General features: G+C 44.1%; 12 protein-coding genes. 1 reads left to right on the plus strand and 11 read right to left on the minus strand.

The window, feature by feature from the left end; genetic code table 11:
* Positions 1-34: 34 nt before the first annotated feature.
* The 11 genes from M1F14_RS00755 to M1F14_RS00805 form a co-directional block, all read right to left on the minus strand.
* Positions 35-700: a hypothetical protein gene (locus M1F14_RS00755; protein ID WP_181469048.1), complete on the minus strand. Its 666-nt coding sequence runs from the start codon at positions 698-700 to the stop codon at positions 35-37.
* Between the two features lie 52 nt (positions 701-752).
* Complete coding sequence (locus M1F14_RS00760) at positions 753-2,399, minus strand: Na+/H+ antiporter (RefSeq protein ID WP_131680239.1); 1,647 nt, start codon at positions 2,397-2,399, stop codon at positions 753-755.
* A 295-nt stretch (positions 2,400-2,694) separates the two neighbouring features.
* Entirely contained in the window at positions 2,695-3,183 is a 489-nt protein-coding gene (locus M1F14_RS00765) for a MarR family winged helix-turn-helix transcriptional regulator (protein WP_048608822.1), read from the minus strand.
* A 73-nt stretch (positions 3,184-3,256) separates the two neighbouring features.
* Entirely contained in the window at positions 3,257-4,012 is a 756-nt protein-coding gene (locus M1F14_RS00770; RefSeq protein WP_042848448.1) for an Asp/Glu racemase, read from the minus strand.
* Positions 4,009-5,040: a carbon-nitrogen hydrolase family protein gene (locus M1F14_RS00775; RefSeq protein WP_042848449.1), complete on the minus strand. Its 1,032-nt coding sequence runs from the start codon at positions 5,038-5,040 to the stop codon at positions 4,009-4,011. Before M1F14_RS00775 ends, M1F14_RS00770 begins: the two co-directional genes overlap by 4 nt.
* Before the next feature lie 9 nt (positions 5,041-5,049).
* Positions 5,050-5,961, minus strand: a complete 912-nt coding sequence (locus M1F14_RS00780; protein ID WP_042848451.1) for a fumarylacetoacetate hydrolase family protein — start codon at positions 5,959-5,961, stop codon at positions 5,050-5,052.
* A gap of 96 nt (positions 5,962-6,057) precedes the next feature.
* Positions 6,058-7,185: a cupin domain-containing protein gene (locus tag M1F14_RS00785; protein WP_042848452.1), complete on the minus strand. Its 1,128-nt coding sequence runs from the start codon at positions 7,183-7,185 to the stop codon at positions 6,058-6,060.
* Positions 7,186-7,214: 29 nt separating this feature from the next.
* Positions 7,215-9,515: a bifunctional salicylyl-CoA 5-hydroxylase/oxidoreductase gene (locus tag M1F14_RS00790; protein ID WP_232370512.1), complete on the minus strand. Its 2,301-nt coding sequence runs from the start codon at positions 9,513-9,515 to the stop codon at positions 7,215-7,217.
* Positions 9,512-9,952 (minus strand): thioesterase family protein, encoded by a 441-nt coding sequence (locus tag M1F14_RS00795; protein WP_042848455.1) that lies wholly within the window; start codon positions 9,950-9,952, stop codon positions 9,512-9,514. Before M1F14_RS00795 ends, M1F14_RS00790 begins: the two co-directional genes overlap by 4 nt.
* Before the next feature lie 9 nt (positions 9,953-9,961).
* Positions 9,962-11,470, minus strand: a complete 1,509-nt coding sequence (locus M1F14_RS00800) for an indolepyruvate oxidoreductase subunit beta family protein (protein WP_166685584.1) — start codon at positions 11,468-11,470, stop codon at positions 9,962-9,964.
* A 10-nt stretch (positions 11,471-11,480) separates the two neighbouring features.
* Positions 11,481-13,679: an indolepyruvate ferredoxin oxidoreductase subunit alpha gene (locus M1F14_RS00805; protein WP_042848459.1), complete on the minus strand. Its 2,199-nt coding sequence runs from the start codon at positions 13,677-13,679 to the stop codon at positions 11,481-11,483.
* A 756-nt stretch (positions 13,680-14,435) separates the two neighbouring features.
* On the opposite strand from M1F14_RS00805, the gene M1F14_RS00810 reads away from it, so the two are divergent.
* Positions 14,436-15,443, plus strand: coding sequence for an AraC family transcriptional regulator (locus tag M1F14_RS00810; RefSeq protein WP_042848460.1), 1,008 nt, complete (start codon positions 14,436-14,438; stop codon positions 15,441-15,443).
* The last annotated feature ends 27 nt before the right edge of the window (positions 15,444-15,470 follow it).

Here is a 15,470-nt window from a genome sequence, read left to right on the forward strand (position 1 = left end):
GTATCAACCCCCTTAAATAAATCAACAAGGTGATTTATTCTAAAAACGAAAAAGGTAATGTGACTGCGGAAGCTAAAATACCAAACCCGCTCTCCACAGCGTCAGCCACACAACCAACTGTATCCCATGCAGTCCAACCCTCGTCATCTGTTTGACCTAGCAAAACAAGTTCCTGCATGTGGCCTAAATTGATAGGTAGCATTTCCCATTGCGGTGAGTTAGTTAAATCCTCAGAAATATCAACCAATACCACACACCAGCCAAATGGGCTTGTCAAATCGCCGTATTGGTGACGACCAATCCACTGACCAAAAATATCAACCCGATACCCTTTTTCTTCATTCGCCTTCGAGTCTATTTGACCGCATAGCCATAAGCTATCACGTTTTTCAGGAGCGATATCTTCAAGAGGTAACATCTTCAGTTTTAGTTTTTTCTTTTCAGAGTCTAGTTCTTGTTTCTTTACAAGGCGCCAGTGGCACGGAATATAATCACTAATATCAAACTGTTCAGTACTGTTTTTACCCCTCAATAATGACCAACCATATTCACTATTAGGGTTACCAAATTCACTACGACGAATCCATTGACCATGCTCATCTTGGCGAAAGCCCTTATTGTCATTCACATGGGAAATAAAAATAGCTTCATCCCATAGTAAGTTCAGTTCTCTTTCCGTCAGTTGATATTTTTTTATCACGCTATTCCTTTTGAGCTAAAAATGGCCCAAGTTTTTACTTGGGCCATTTAAATTAATGCTTTCCTTTTTTATGATGATTAAGAGTTTCTTCTTTTAAATCAAGTTCATCACGTAAACGATGGTAAACACGTTCATTGATATTTTTATTTTTGCGCATTAGGTAAAGCGCTTCACGTTTGGCTTTGAGCGCCGATTTAGACATATCGCGCTCCATTTCAATCATTCTATGTAAATCATAAACATCCGATTCACTTTCATCTGAATTATCAAGTCGCCTACCGTAGATTTCGAGTAGTTGAGCACCAACTTCAGTTCGCATCGCGATTTCATCTACATCTTCTGAAGGGTGGTTCATTAGGTCACGTAAATGTGCCATTGCGGCTTCGTTTAATGCTAAACGAGCACGAATTTCGTCGTTATCGTACGGTAAATCCTGTACTAAGCCTTTGGTCAAAATTGGCAAGGCAATGCTGGCAATTAATAGTGAACATAAAATCACCCCCATTGCTAAGAAAATAGCCACATCACGATTTGGAAATAAGGAACCATCTGGCATCAATAAAGGTAACGTTAAAATACCGGCTAACGTAATCGCTCCGCGCACACCCGCTGTCGCCATTACTGCCATCATACGAATATGCATAACATCTGCTTCTTTACCGCGACGGCGTTTATGGAAGACTGTTAAAGTCATCGAGATCCACACCCAAGTAAAACGCAGAATCGCCAATGCAATTGTGATCACAGCAACATACACAAACAACATCCAAGGGTGGCTAGCACCTGCGGCTTCTGCAACTTCAGGCATATTGGTCCACATACCAGGCAACTGTTCGCCAAGTAAAATGAAAATCATCCCGTTTAATGCAGTTTGAACAGTATCCCACACCGCTTTACTTTGCATACGAGTCGCTGCTTGCATTCGGCCTGCTATTTTCTCATAGTGCATCGCAATACCGGCAACAACCGCAGCTAAAATACCGGAAACATGCAGATGCTCTGCCAGTAAGTAAGCAGTAAATGGCATTAGCAAGCTAATCATTATCTGAATTGCCGGCTCTTCCCCTGTGCGTTTAACTAAGAATTGATTTAGCCAACCAATCGCCCACGCAACTAGCAGGCCTATTAAAATCCCACCAAATGCCACAAGTACAAACTGCCCAGCCGCAGAAGCTAGTGAGAATGTCCCAGTTAACGCCGCTACAACCGCAAAGCTAAAACAGACTAATCCAGTAGCATCATTCAGTAATGATTCCCCCTCAAGGATATGCGCCATACGTGAAGGCAATGGGGAGTTCACTGTCATTGCTGACACTGAAACTGGGTCCGTAGGGGACAAAATAGCAGCTAACGCGAATGCGACGGCTAATGAAATGGCAGGGATTAACCAATGAATAAAAAAGCCCATACCAATAACGGTGACAACAACTAAACCTATGGCTAGCGACATTATCGGTTTAATTTCTTGAAATAAGGCTTCTTTAGGGATACGCCATCCATCAAGGAATAATAAAGGAGGAATAAATAAAAATAGAAATAGATGAGGTTCAAATTCAACGGTAAAACCATATAAAGACAAGCCAGCCCCTAGTGCTATCTGGATCAAGGGTAATGGAATAATATCTTTGAGCAGTCGTGAAACAAAAACGCTCACAACAACGGCTAATAAAAAAACGAGTACAAGTGTCACTACTGACATTAATTGCTCCATGTTTAGCTAATCATTAATTATCAGTAATGCAGTAAATAGATAAATTGAATCAATGTAAAGTAACTATTAATTATCAGATACAAAAAAAATAAAATTGGGAAATCGCCTAACAATCATTACGTTACAATTTTATTATTTTTTATACCACCTCTTAATATCGCTAATTATCTATTTGATAGATAAAAATAAAAAATGCACACCATAATAAGTTAAGTATTAATATAGAAAATATACCTAAACCATCATTATTAGACTATTAACTGTTCTTTTAAAGATACTTTGTTTATTCACTAGTTTTATCTGTATGACGTTTATCTATATTGTTCCCCTCAAAACTATGGCGCTCAATCAGCTCCCGCAATATTTGCTTAAGCATTTTACTTTTACGAACACCTAGCGGTGCTAAAACAGCTTCTTCATGCTGCTGTGCTGCGATAAGGAGATCATCAACTAATGACATCCCGCTCGATGTCACGCTAACTAATGTTATTCGTTTATCACTACCATTATGGTTATTATGGCGGATCACATGCCCTTGCTGTTCAAGTCGTTGTAGCACACGTGTAATTGTTGGCTGCTTACTCACTGTTTTTTGCGAAAGCTCAGTGATCCCCATAGACCCATTACCTGCTAATGTGGATAACACCCGCCATTCCAATACAGAAAGCCCTTTGGTTTCCACGGTCGCGTGAAACTCTGAAGAGACCAGCATCCAAGCCTGCCCAAGCAGGGCAGGCAAATAATGATCAACAAAAATTTTTGAATCTGGCATTTGCTCCCCTTGATAAGCACTATGCATTAAATCACCGCCCCTCAAAGAGTAACAGAAAAGAGCAATAATTCAGCTAAAACTTACCATTTAGCAATGAACCAAACCCACCAATACCAGTCTCTAAACCCAACTTTTTCAACATCATATACGTGGTAGCCACCGAAGACGATAATACGGGTAGCCCTACGCGGTCTTCAATAAGCTGTATTGACGGTAACGAAGGCATCTGTACGCAAGCGGAAGCCACAATAGCATCCACTTGCGTATTCAATTTTTTGGTGATTTCAACGGGAGCTAGCGGGTTTTGCCGCCCCACATCCAAGTTATCAGGGATTTCTAGTGAAATGCTATCCACCACTTCAATACCTTCATTTTCTATGTAATCAATCACTAACTGTGTGAGAGGTTTCATATAGGGCGTTAAGATAGACACTTTTTTTGCCCCAATAGCTTGTAACCCTTCCACTAATGCCCCTGCACTAGTTACAACTGGAGCTGGATGGCCATTATCCATGGTACGTTGAAATAAGCGTTTTTCAGAGACCCGATGGTAACCGTTCCCCATGCTCATGATCGCCACTAGGCAAGCATATCCCAGCACATCTACAGCAGCATCTGACAATTCAAGTGCGCAGCGGTCGCTATCTGAATCCATTTTTGCCAATTCGTCTTTGGTGACTTTTTGCATCCTCATACGGCTTGAGTGGAAAGTAAAACGCTCAGCAAATAGAGCTTCCCTAGCCCGTAATATAGCCGGGATCTCCGTTTCCATCGTGGTGTTGGATGAAGGTACAATTTGCCCGATCCGATATGTTCGCACTAAATTCATTGCCCTACCCCCCCAAACGGTTCTTCTGAGCTGGGAAAAACATTTAATTCATCGATATCTTGCCCTTGGTGATTAAAGCGTGCAGCAGTCAGCGGGCGACGATTTACCTGTAAATCAAAAATATCAAACCGATTATAGTGCCCAGTAATATCATGCATTTGCCGTGGCTGAATACAACGATTCAAATCAATCTCACCATACACAATGCCTTCTTTGTCAACCAATGGTTCACCAATCACCCGCCCATCAGGGCCGATAATGCCAGAAAAAGCACTATTAGGCCGCGCTAGTAAGTCACGGGCTTCTGGATGAGAGGTAGACATCGCCTCAATAATTTCCTCTGATACTGTTGAGCAAGCAATAATGGTGAATACTTTGCCTTCAAAACAGTGTGCAGAAGCGCGCAGACGAATAGCATCCGCCATATCGTAATCTTTTGGCGCAACGGGTAAAGCAATATAGCTGGCGATATGCACTAATTCCCCTTGGGCTAATAAAGCAAACCTCGCTAAGGTATTGGTATTTTCCCCGCACGCTAGGGCCCCCAATGGCCCAATACTCGTTTGGTGCACTTTTAATGAAGAGGCATCCCCATTGGCCCACGTCAGTTTTTCCGCCCATGTCGGTACCAGTTTGCGATGACGGCCTAAAATTTGCCCCTCATCCGAAATGGTGACTAATGTATTGTACAAAGTCGCGATGCCTGTAGGGCTGCGCTCATTGACCCCAATAACAACGTTAATGTGATGGCGTGCCGCAGCTTGCGCGACTTTTTGAATTTCCGGCCCCGGAACTTCGATTGCCGATTTACACAGTTTTTCAAACCACGGACTGCCGTCAATTGGGTTCATTACCCAACTCCAATACGGATAGCCTGCAATAAAAACCTCTGGAAAAGCCACTAATTTTGCACCGTTATCTGCGGCTTCCTCAATTAACCGACACACTTTATCCACAGTTGCGTCAGTGTCTAAAAAGACAGGAGCCGCCTGTACTGCTGCTGCTTTAAAACATTGAAGTTCTAACATGCTTCCCCCTTACACTGACACAACCGGATGACGCAATTCACCAATGTGTTCAACATAGGCCTCTATCACATCCCCCGGCCAAACCCACTCTTGAGGAGAACGCCCTGCACCAACCCCCTCAGGCGTCCCAGTAGCAATAATATCCCCTGGCTCTAACGTAATACCTTGGCTGATATCTTCAATCAATGTATTCACATTGAATAACATATGACGGGTGTTTGAATCCTGTTTGGTCACACCATTCACTTTTAAGTTCAGGTTTAAATTATGGGGATCAGGGATTTCATCAGCAGTTACAATACATGGGCCAAACGGTGCATAAGTGTCTTGCCCTTTAGAGTAAATCCATTGCCCAGCACGGCGGCAATCACGCGCACTCATATCTATCATCAAGCTATAACCAAATACATAATTGAGGGCATCTTTAGCTGCAACCCTTTTCGCACGAGTCCCAATGACCACAGCAAGTTCGACCTCCCAATCTAATTGTTGGGTGATCTGCCCGTTATGTTCGATAGCATCTCCAGGGCCAATTACGGTCGTTGGCGGTTTAGAAAAAATAACCGGTTGTTTAGGCAATTCTTTCGAAGTATCTAAAGTACGACTGGACTCAGCAACATGCTCTACATAATTTAAACCTATGCCAAAAATATTTTTACGCGGACGAGGAATAGGCGCTAAAATTTTCACATTTTGCACTGGCCATGCCGTACCCGCAGGAAATAACCCTTGGTAGATATTAAGCAACTCAGTACCCACGCGTACGCCTTGAGGGCCTAAATCAATAAAATCCAACATATTATCTGGTAGATATTGCCCCTGTTCTTCAGCTAGACGAGCTAAATCCACGACTTGCTGGTCAACAATAGCCCCTAAACGAGCAGCGGCAGTTACATCAGAACGGTAAGTTATTAAGCGCATATGATTTCTCCTTGAGTGCCACTTAGAATTGCACTCAGTTTCACGTAAAATTAGTTAATTAAAACCAGACAAAATTGTTATCAATAACTCAGCCTGTTAAGAGGCCACCTTTTGGTGCCCATCGTTATCTACTAAGGCTTCTTCGTAATACAGGCCTAAAGACTGCATCACGGGTAAATCATTAAAACAAAACAGACATGCGTCATCCGTTTGTGAAATATTGACGTGTTCATGGAACATCCACGACGGTACGCAGAAAATGTCACGCTCTTGCCAATCAAAGCGCTGGCCATTAATCACTGAATAACCTTGGCCTTTCGCAACTTGATAAATAAAGCTCCCCGTATGGCGATGGGCTTTGCCCACAAACCCCGGTCGTAGCAATTGCATACTAGCCCCAATTGTCGGCATCACTGCCCCTCCCGTTAATGGGTTGGTGTAGTGCATCAAAATGTCATCAAATACCGAGCCATCCGCGACTTTTGCCGCACGACGTAATGCATCGTAAGTTGGCCCCCATTGGTATTTAAATAATGGGGAATACGGTTTATCCCAGCCGATATCATGTGGCCTTAACGCAGTGCCGCCCCACATGCCAACAGGGTAATCAAGTGGGCGTGTCTGTACTTGGTGTAAATCAGGGTGAACTTTATAGAAACCGGCCTCCATGGCATTAACCAATGGAATATCAAGGCCATCTTGCCAAATACACGGTAAACCATCTTCCGCTACCCCATGCTCATGCCATGTGCCGTTAGGTGTGAGTACAAAGTCGTTAGCTTCTAGCATCATTTTCTGCCCTTCTACGATGGTATAAGCACCACGACCTTCCATAATAAAACGCAACGCCGAAGAGGAATGAGCATGAGCAGAAGCGGCTTCTCCGGGATGCATGACTTGCAGACCGGAATACAACCACCCCACGGCGGCCGCCACATCTTGACGACCGGGGTTATTCAGGTAAATCACTCGACGCCCTGCTTTTTCTGGGGTCACTAATTCCACCGAACGCAACACATGCTCACGTAGGTCACGGTAACGCCACAAAACTGGCACAGAACTAGACTGAGGTTGCCACGGCTCTATTTTGTTTGCGACTGTCCATAAAGCGCCAGTTTTTAGTGCATCCAGTTGTTGGTAATACGCGACAAGTTCAGGGGTGTCAGCTACATCAGCTCGACCCGCCACATTTTCACGATATTGGTCATGGGACTGTGTTCTCATGCTATTTTCCTCTTCATTTGCCAACGCTCTTAGCGTGACCTCAACGATTGGGTAAGCTGTTGGCGCCCGTATTCATACGCTGCTGGCCACTGTGTTTCCCAGCCATAGCGAGCACATTCATGTAATAACCATACTGGGTCAGATAACAATGGACGCGACAATGCACATAAATCTGCCCGCCCTGCTGCGATAATGCTGTTAACTTGGTCAGCGTCGGTGATCGCCCCAACGGCGATCACCGGGACCCCGGCTTCGTTACGAATGCGGTCAGCCATTGGTGTCTGGTACATCCGGCCATACACCGGCTGCTGTTGCGGCGAAACCTCCCCTGAAGAACAATCCACCATGTCGACTCCCACTTGTTTCATCGCACGAGCAATTTGCACCGCATCATCTACAGTGGTCCCTCCGTCTACCCAGTCGGTACTGGAAAGACGTACTGACAATGGTTTTGACCACACTTGGCGTACTGCGCTGATCACTACCAATGGAAAACGCAGGCGATTTTCTAACACCCCGCCATACGCATCGGTACGTTGGTTGGTTAATGGAGAAATAAAGCTCGACAGTAAATAACCATGACCAGCTTGTAATTCAAGCCAATCAAACCCTGCTGCCTCAGCACGCTTGGCAGCAGCGACAAATTGGTTAGTTATTATTGCCATTTGTGCTTCAGTAAGTTCTGCCGGTGTTTGTGAAATATTGGGTAAATACGGTAGAGCAGAAGCAGAAACTAGTGACCAGTTCCCTTCTTTCAGCGGGTGGTTTTCATTTTCCCAACCACGCTGAGTTGACCCTCGACGCCCAGCATGACCCAATTGAATACCAATTTTGGCACTGGTATTTTGATGTATAAAAGTCGTTATGCGCAGCCAAGCCGAGACTTGCTCGTCATTCCATAACCCAGCACACCCCTCAGTGACACGTGCATCTGGGGCGATAGCCGTCATTTCTGCCATGACTAACCCTATTCCTCCTAACGCACGGCTCCCTAGGTGTACCAAATGGAAGTCTTCAACCACGCCTTGATTGGCGCTGTATAATAAGGTCGGTGAAGCCACCACACGGTTACTCAAGGTAACCCCACGTAACTGATAAGGTGTCAGCATTGGCGGTATATTGATTGGCGGTGTGACACCCGCTTGCGCGGCGAACCACTGTTCGTATTTTTCCAGCCAAGGAGTATCACGAACACGCAGATTTTCATGGGAAATACGTTGAGAGCGCGTTAACAAAGAATAAGCAAACTGCTCGGGAGCAAGGTTTTCATAGCGGCTAACATTTTCGAACCACTCGGTGGAATTACGCGCCGCATTCTGAATTTTCAGGACTTCCACGCTACGTACTTGCTGATAATGTGCTAGCCCATTGCGTAAATCACCTTTTGCAGTTTTCAGGCTTTCACACAGCTCAATCGCATCTTCTAAGGCTAATTTGGTGCCTGAACCGATAGAAAAGTGCGCAGTGTGAGCCGCATCCCCCATTAACACGATAGGTACATCTTTCCCTGATGTTGGTTGAGTCCAGTGTACCCAGTTATCACAAATGACCCGCGGGAAACGGATCCAAATTGCTGCGCCACGTAAATGCGCAGCATTAGCCATCAATTTTTCCCCTTCAAGCCATGGAGCAAACAAGTTTTCACAGTAGGTAATCCCATCTTCTTGCGACATCTGGTCAATACCTGCTTTTAGCCAAGTTTCTTCTGTCGTTTCAACGATAAAGGTTGATAACCCCTCTTGAAATTGATAGGCATGAACTTGGAACCAACCGTGTTCATTTTCGGCGAATAGGAAGGTAAATGCATCGAAAATCTTTTTAGTACCTAACCAAACAAAACGGCAACGACGCGGGTCAATATCTGGTTTAAATACCTCTTCATAACGCGTACGTACCGCGCTGTTAATACCATCGGACGCAATGACTAAATCGGCTTGGTACTGACGGGCGATGTCTTGATCGTCCGTGACTTGAGTTTCGAATACTAGCTCGACACCTAGTTCAAGGCAGCGGTCTTGCAAGATATTGAGTAATTTTTTACGCCCTATACCAATAAAGCCATGCCCCCCACTGCGGTGGCAAGTCCCTTTGAAATGCACATCAATGTCATCCCAGTGACTGAATTCCGCAGCAATGGTCTCTGCCGACTCAGGGTCTGCACGGCGTAAGTTATGCAGTGTTGCATCTGAAAATACGACCCCCCACCCAAAAGTGTCATATGGCCGATTGCGTTCCACTACCACAACCCGATTTTGAGGATTTTGCCGTTTCATCAGTAACCCAAAGTACAAGCCTGCAGGCCCACCACCAATACATACAATATTCATCATATTTCCCCTTTTGCGCTTACGGGTTGTTGAGCAGTTAACGCCTGATAAAGAATGTCGGGTATAGGAATAGCTTGATGTGTCACTAGCGAGGTGGTGACATAAGTTTGTGTCACTTGCATGCGTAATTCCCCCTCTCGCCCTATGCAGCGCTGACGTAAGGTCAAAGATTTGCTACCAATACGTTCGACATGAAGCTCTAGCATCACTTCATCCCCCATACGGCTAATCGCGGTAAACTCAGCGTCTAAGTGCACGGTCGGCAACCCAAACCGTTGTTCAAGGATATAACCGGCAAACCCTTGAGGAATGAGTTCATCAAACCAGTGTTCAAGTAGGTTGTTAAACATCACAAAATACTGGGGATAAAAAACGATCCCAGCAGGGTCACACTGCGAAAAATGAATTTTATGTGGTCTAGAAAATTTCAGTAAGCTCATGATTTACCCTTAATTTATAGCCAGCCGTTGGCGACATTTTTCTAATTCTTTTCCATGTTCATCAGCCAATGCAGCTTCACGCAGTTCCCGCAAATTAATTGGCGCTAACTTGCTACCCTGCTGGGCAACGATATCCATTAATATTTGGAAATTACGCAACCCTCGAGCATGTGTATCGCTATACCCCTTAACCACACGCTGGCACTGCGTAATTTCTGCAGCTAGTGCAGGGTTGGTTTGTGCAGCCTGAGCCACTAGCTCTAGCCACTTTTCAATCCGTTGTGTTTCAAGTTGATAACGTAACGTCGAACGCCGTCCTTTTCGCCAAGCAGCTAATAGATACAACTGTAAAAAGCCAAAGAAAGAACTGGTAGTGATGGTGCGCCCTTTTTCTGTCACTTTGCGAAGCGCTTTGTGTAACCAATGTGGACGCATTAACCAGCGACCTAAATTTTTGGGAAGCGTTTCGCAGATTTCTTCAATGCGTGGATGCATAAATTCATTGATATTCAATAATTGGTTATCTTTTGCCTGTACTTCATCGCGTACTCGCGCAAATCGGCTATCACGGATTTTCAGGTCAGCCACACGGATGGTGTCCTCATAAGACATCCAAAGGGCCAAATGGCGTGCAAGTGCCCGCTGTAACCGCTCATCTTGGCCACCATTTTGCGCAAACAGGTTATTAAGGCGATTCAAGTACAACGTGGCATAAGCAGGGTCTTGGTAATCAATAAGCCGACGGATGCCTTCGATGACCAGATAATGCACATGAGGAGAAAATTCATTTTTGACACGCGCTAGTAACGCTGAAACTTGCTTGTTTTTAGGTGTATGCATCACGTTTTGTGCTGATGGCGCTTGGTAAGGCTCTTCCGGGTGTACTGACTTTTCAGCACCTAATGCGAAAGCACGCAAGCTTGGTTTTACACCGACGCCACCACGAACAATCGTTTCCTCAAATTGCGTGCGGCTAAAGGGTAAGACCCCTGAACCAAACAACGCACCAAATAGAACCGCGCTGATGACACTGCCTGTATCCTGTGCCGCTTGTGACATATCAAAATGAATAAACTGGCGGGCAGATGAACTTGCGTGACGAATAAGTGCTTGGCTATCAACGCGCCCATCTCCCATCGCTGACTTTTCAGCAATTGAGTAAACACGGTGTGTCGAGCTGATTAAGGTCGTCCGTTCTGGTGTAACAAAACCCCGTTGAACTGCTCTGCCCGCTTCCATTAACTCAGAAGCCAGTACTACATCAACATCACCCGGCATAGGCATCAGGGCTAAAACTGGGCGTGGCGTTTGTAAGTTATCTGCGCCAGGAAATAACTCGACATAATAAATCGTCGCTCCCGTACGCTGGGCAACACCAGGTACTGAAGTTGTTTGCGCAAAATAACCATTTTCTTCGCCTAGATTGACTATCCAATCCGCAAGAACTCCGCCACCTTCACCACCCATCGCTAAAATCGCTATTTTGATGGGCTGCAATGCTATTGAGGATGAAAGCATTTATTCCCCCTTAAAAACTGAATTGTTCACGACGACGCGAATCACGACGTTGTAAATAACCAATAAACCAACCACGAATACGGTGGCATAGCTTGTCCCAGCCAGTTGGATTAGTGATAATCTGGGCTTTAAAAAATGAAGGGCATAAAACAGCGGCATGAGAAACCTCACCGCATAAGCCGCAGCCCACACAGCTATCCATTACTGTTGCAACTGGGTCAGTTCTCAATGGGTCTTGGTTGGGCTTGATGGATAAAGATGGGCACCCTGATAAACGAATACAGGAGTGATCTCCCGTACATGTATCAGGGTCGATACCGAAACGTTCACGCACGACTCGTTTACCCGCAGCAACATCAGTACGAACCTTTTTCTTTTCACGTCGCTGTTTATTCAACATACATTCGCTTTGTGCAATGAGAACTTTTGGCCCTTTCTCATCAGTAGTTAAAGCTTCACGTAATGTGTTAGTCATGGTTTTCAGGTCATAAGTGTGTTTAATGGTTTTAACCCAATTCACACCGACCCCTTTCACGGCCTTTTCGATTTCATGGCCCGTGCTACGCGTTGGGTTTAAAGCGGTTGATGAAAGAATATCTTGTCCACCCGTTGCTGATGTATAGCTGTTATCAACAACAATGGTTAAATTATCACTACGATTAAACACGCTATTCGCAATACCACTGGTTAAGCCGTTATGCCAAAAGCCGCCATCACCCATAACTGAAATAGCGCGCTTCCCTGCTTTTGCATTCAAGGCCGCAGCACCCGCACCTCCCAGCCCATATCCCATGGTGGTATTACCTAAATTAAAAGGAGGCAGTATGGAAAATAAATGGCAACCAATATCTGCACTGACATGGTGTTCACCCAATTCACGTTCAACCAGTTTCATCGCAGTAAAAATAGGCCTTTCTGGGCAGCCAGTACAAAAACCGGGTGGGCGTGCATGTACCGAGCTATCTAATGTTGGCTCTGCTGCATTCACATATTCAGGTAGAGGGTCATCAAGCTGTTGAGTGGCAATGTTAATGGTTGGAATACGGATTTGCTTTGCAGCGGCTTTAACTTGAGGCTCAATTTTTCCGTAATGTTCAAGGAAAGAACGCAAGCCAGCAAGCACAGTCGCTGTATTGTATTCACCTGCCATCGGCAACATATCCTTGCCATGTAATTCAATATCAATATTTCGTTGGCGTAGGATATTTGCTACGTTTTGCTCTACAAAGTTCGGTTGCCCTTCCTCTAGAATAAGAATGGCCTTTTTATTGCGGCAAAAACGCTCAAATTCATCATCAATTAGAGGATAGGCCACATTCATCACGTATAACGGTATTTGGCTGTTACCAAAAACATCCGCTAATCCAATTTGGTTTAAAGCGCGGATCAACGTGTTATAGCACCCCCCTTGTAATGCAATGCCCACATCTTCTGCGTCTTCAGCAAAAAATTCATTCAGCTCACGCTGTTGGATAAATTTAATTGCAGCAGGCCAACGTGCTTCAATTTTTTCTTTTTCGTGCAAGAAACTTGCTGGCGGCAAAACAATACGGCTAACGTCTCTTGTCGGGTTTTCGAGGGCATCTTTTACGGTAAATTTAGGGTGTTGATTATCAGAGCAAATGAATTGCCCATGAACATGGCAAGAGCGAATACGCATCTGTAACATGACAGGCGTATTACTCGCTTCAGAAAGATCAAACCCATCTTTTACCGCTTGAACAATAGATGGCAAATTAGGACGAGGGTCAAGTAGCCACATTTGAGACTTCATCGCGAAAGCATGGCTACGCTCTTGCATAATAGACGAACCTTCGCCGTAATCTTCCCCAACAATGATCAGTGCCCCACCCAGTACCCCGCCAGAGGCTAGGTTTGCTAGAGCATCAGAAGCGACGTTAGTACCCACAGTTGCTTTAAAAGTTACTGCTCCGCGAAGAGGATAGTTCACGGAAGCCGCGAGGGTTGCGGCCGCCGTTGCTTCACTGGCACTGTTTTCAAAACGTATTCCATACTCAGATAAAATATCTTGTGCGTCAGCAAGTACATCCATTAAGTGTGAAATAGGCGCACCTTGGTAGCCAGCAACATAAGAAACACCTGATTCCAATAGTGCTTTTGTGACAGCAAGAATGCCTTCACCACTAAACGTTTCCCCTTGCCCTTGTCGTAATTTTTCAACTTCTTGTATAAACGATCGCTCAGCCATTTTTACCTCACCCGTAAACGTCAGAACGTTTTTATCTTTTTTGTGTTTCTTTCTTGTATCCTTTTTGTTAATGAAAGGTCAATCCATGATTAATCATGGATATTAGATTTATGCAGAGAGTGGATAAGGCTTGCAGATAGGGGACAAATCGCCAATGAAAACAACTAGAAAATACTCTTTTTCAGCAAAATAACTGAAAAGAATTAACCTCAAAAAATAAATTAATGATGCAACAAATAATATAATTGCAGTAAATAACCCCTATAAAAATAAAGGTATTAGCTATTTAATTCAACATAACAAAACTAACTAGATAATTAAATTGATAAATTCACTAACCGATAGATAAATAGAAACAACAACATGATAAATCATGAATAATTAGCTAATTAAATTATTAAAATAACGTTATATTTTATATTGTTAGCACCATCACAATAACCACATAGTTTCTATTTTTTTGCATTTTTTGGATAGTTTCTGCACGTTTTTAGCTAGGTAAGGAAAACTGTTTATGCTATGTTCAATTCACATTTGGTTAAAAAATAATTAATGAGATGTTAATTAAAAACGGAATATAACTGCTTTTATCCTGAATAGTGGATCACTCTTCTCTTAAAAAGAAGTGTCACATCATTAATCGTATACAATAACCATTTGAATTAATTTATAAAAAATATAAAAAATGATAACAATGCAGCTAAAGATTGACCAAATATGAAATAAAGCTGAAAAATAATTTTGGAGGTACCTCCGATGTTGAGCAACTCGTGGCCCCATTCACCTGCACCTCAGATTGAAAATCAGCTCTGTTCTTCCGAGCGCTTATTGTTTACATCCGCAGATCCCGAGGAGATCAAGTCCATGGTTGGTCGGGTGATGAAGCCCCATCAGTTTCATTTACTCAACCCACATCAACGCCTTGATGCCCGTATGCATTATATTCCCATGGGGGATATTTCGCTGAGCCGTCTACGATATGGCGCTGATGTTACTATTGCTCCAGGGCAACTGCAGGACTTTTTCCTAGTACAAATGCCGTTGTCTGGCAGTGCGACCATTGAAAGTGGCGGAAAATGTATAGAGTCCACACCACAAATGGCATCGTTACTTAGCCCAGAAGAATCAACAACCATGCGTTGGAATAGCGATAACGATCAGTTTATGTTGCGTATTTCTCGCTCCTTACTAGAACGGTCTTTAGTTGGCCAGCTAGGACACACTTTAGATAAACCATTAGTTTTTCAGTTGGGTTTTGCATGGCAATCCTGTATTGCATGGCGCACCTTAATGAATTACTTAATTGAATGTGCTACACGTACACCGGATCTACTACAACATAAGTTGATCACCACACAAGTTGAGCAATTGGTTTCTGTCACTCTTCTCTCCACCCAAGGCCATAACTATACTGAAGATTCTGGAATGCGCAGAGCCACAATCCGTCCTCGCCATGTCAGGCGTGTGCAGGAATACTTAGAAGCTCATGCCCATGAACCTATTACAGTTGAGCAACTAGCCCACATTGCGGGAGTCAGTTTACGTAGCTTATATGCCGGCTTTAAAGAGTTTTTAGATATTAGCCCAATGCAATATCTACGCGATTTACGAATGGAACGGGTAAGAGCCGAACTGCTTTCTGGGGAAGCGACCAGTGTCACGGGAGTCGCATTACGTTGGGGATTTGCTCATATGGGACGTTTTAGTGCGGAATATAAACAACGATATGGTGAAACGCCGAGCCAAAGTCTGAAAAAAGCCTAAATGATGTCTTACACAAAGCCCTACATC

Source organism: Providencia sp. PROV003, from assembly GCF_045040775.1.
Classification (GTDB): Bacteria; Pseudomonadota; Gammaproteobacteria; order Enterobacterales; family Enterobacteriaceae; genus Providencia; species Providencia huashanensis.

Coding starts and splice junctions, on each gene's coding strand:
- M1F14_RS00760 (WP_131680239.1), bottom strand. CDS start 2,399: ATGTCAGTAGTGACACTTGTACTCGTTTTTTTATTAGCCGTTGTTGTG.
- M1F14_RS00765 (WP_048608822.1), bottom strand. CDS start 3,183: ATGCCAGATTCAAAAATTTTTGTTGATCATTATTTGCCTGCCCTGCTT.
- M1F14_RS00770 (WP_042848448.1), bottom strand. CDS start 4,012: ATGAATTTAGTGCGAACATATCGGATCGGGCAAATTGTACCTTCATCC.
- M1F14_RS00775 (WP_042848449.1), bottom strand. CDS start 5,040: ATGTTAGAACTTCAATGTTTTAAAGCAGCAGCAGTACAGGCGGCTCCT.
- M1F14_RS00780 (WP_042848451.1), bottom strand. CDS start 5,961: ATGCGCTTAATAACTTACCGTTCTGATGTAACTGCCGCTGCTCGTTTA.
- M1F14_RS00785 (WP_042848452.1), bottom strand. CDS start 7,185: ATGAGAACACAGTCCCATGACCAATATCGTGAAAATGTGGCGGGTCGA.
- M1F14_RS00790 (WP_232370512.1), bottom strand. CDS start 9,515: ATGATGAATATTGTATGTATTGGTGGTGGGCCTGCAGGCTTGTACTTT.
- M1F14_RS00795 (WP_042848455.1), bottom strand. CDS start 9,952: ATGAGCTTACTGAAATTTTCTAGACCACATAAAATTCATTTTTCGCAG.
- M1F14_RS00800 (WP_166685584.1), bottom strand. CDS start 11,470: ATGCTTTCATCCTCAATAGCATTGCAGCCCATCAAAATAGCGATTTTA.
- M1F14_RS00805 (WP_042848459.1), bottom strand. CDS start 13,679: ATGGCTGAGCGATCGTTTATACAAGAAGTTGAAAAATTACGACAAGGG.
- M1F14_RS00810 (WP_042848460.1), top strand. CDS start 14,436: ATGTTGAGCAACTCGTGGCCCCATTCACCTGCACCTCAGATTGAAAAT.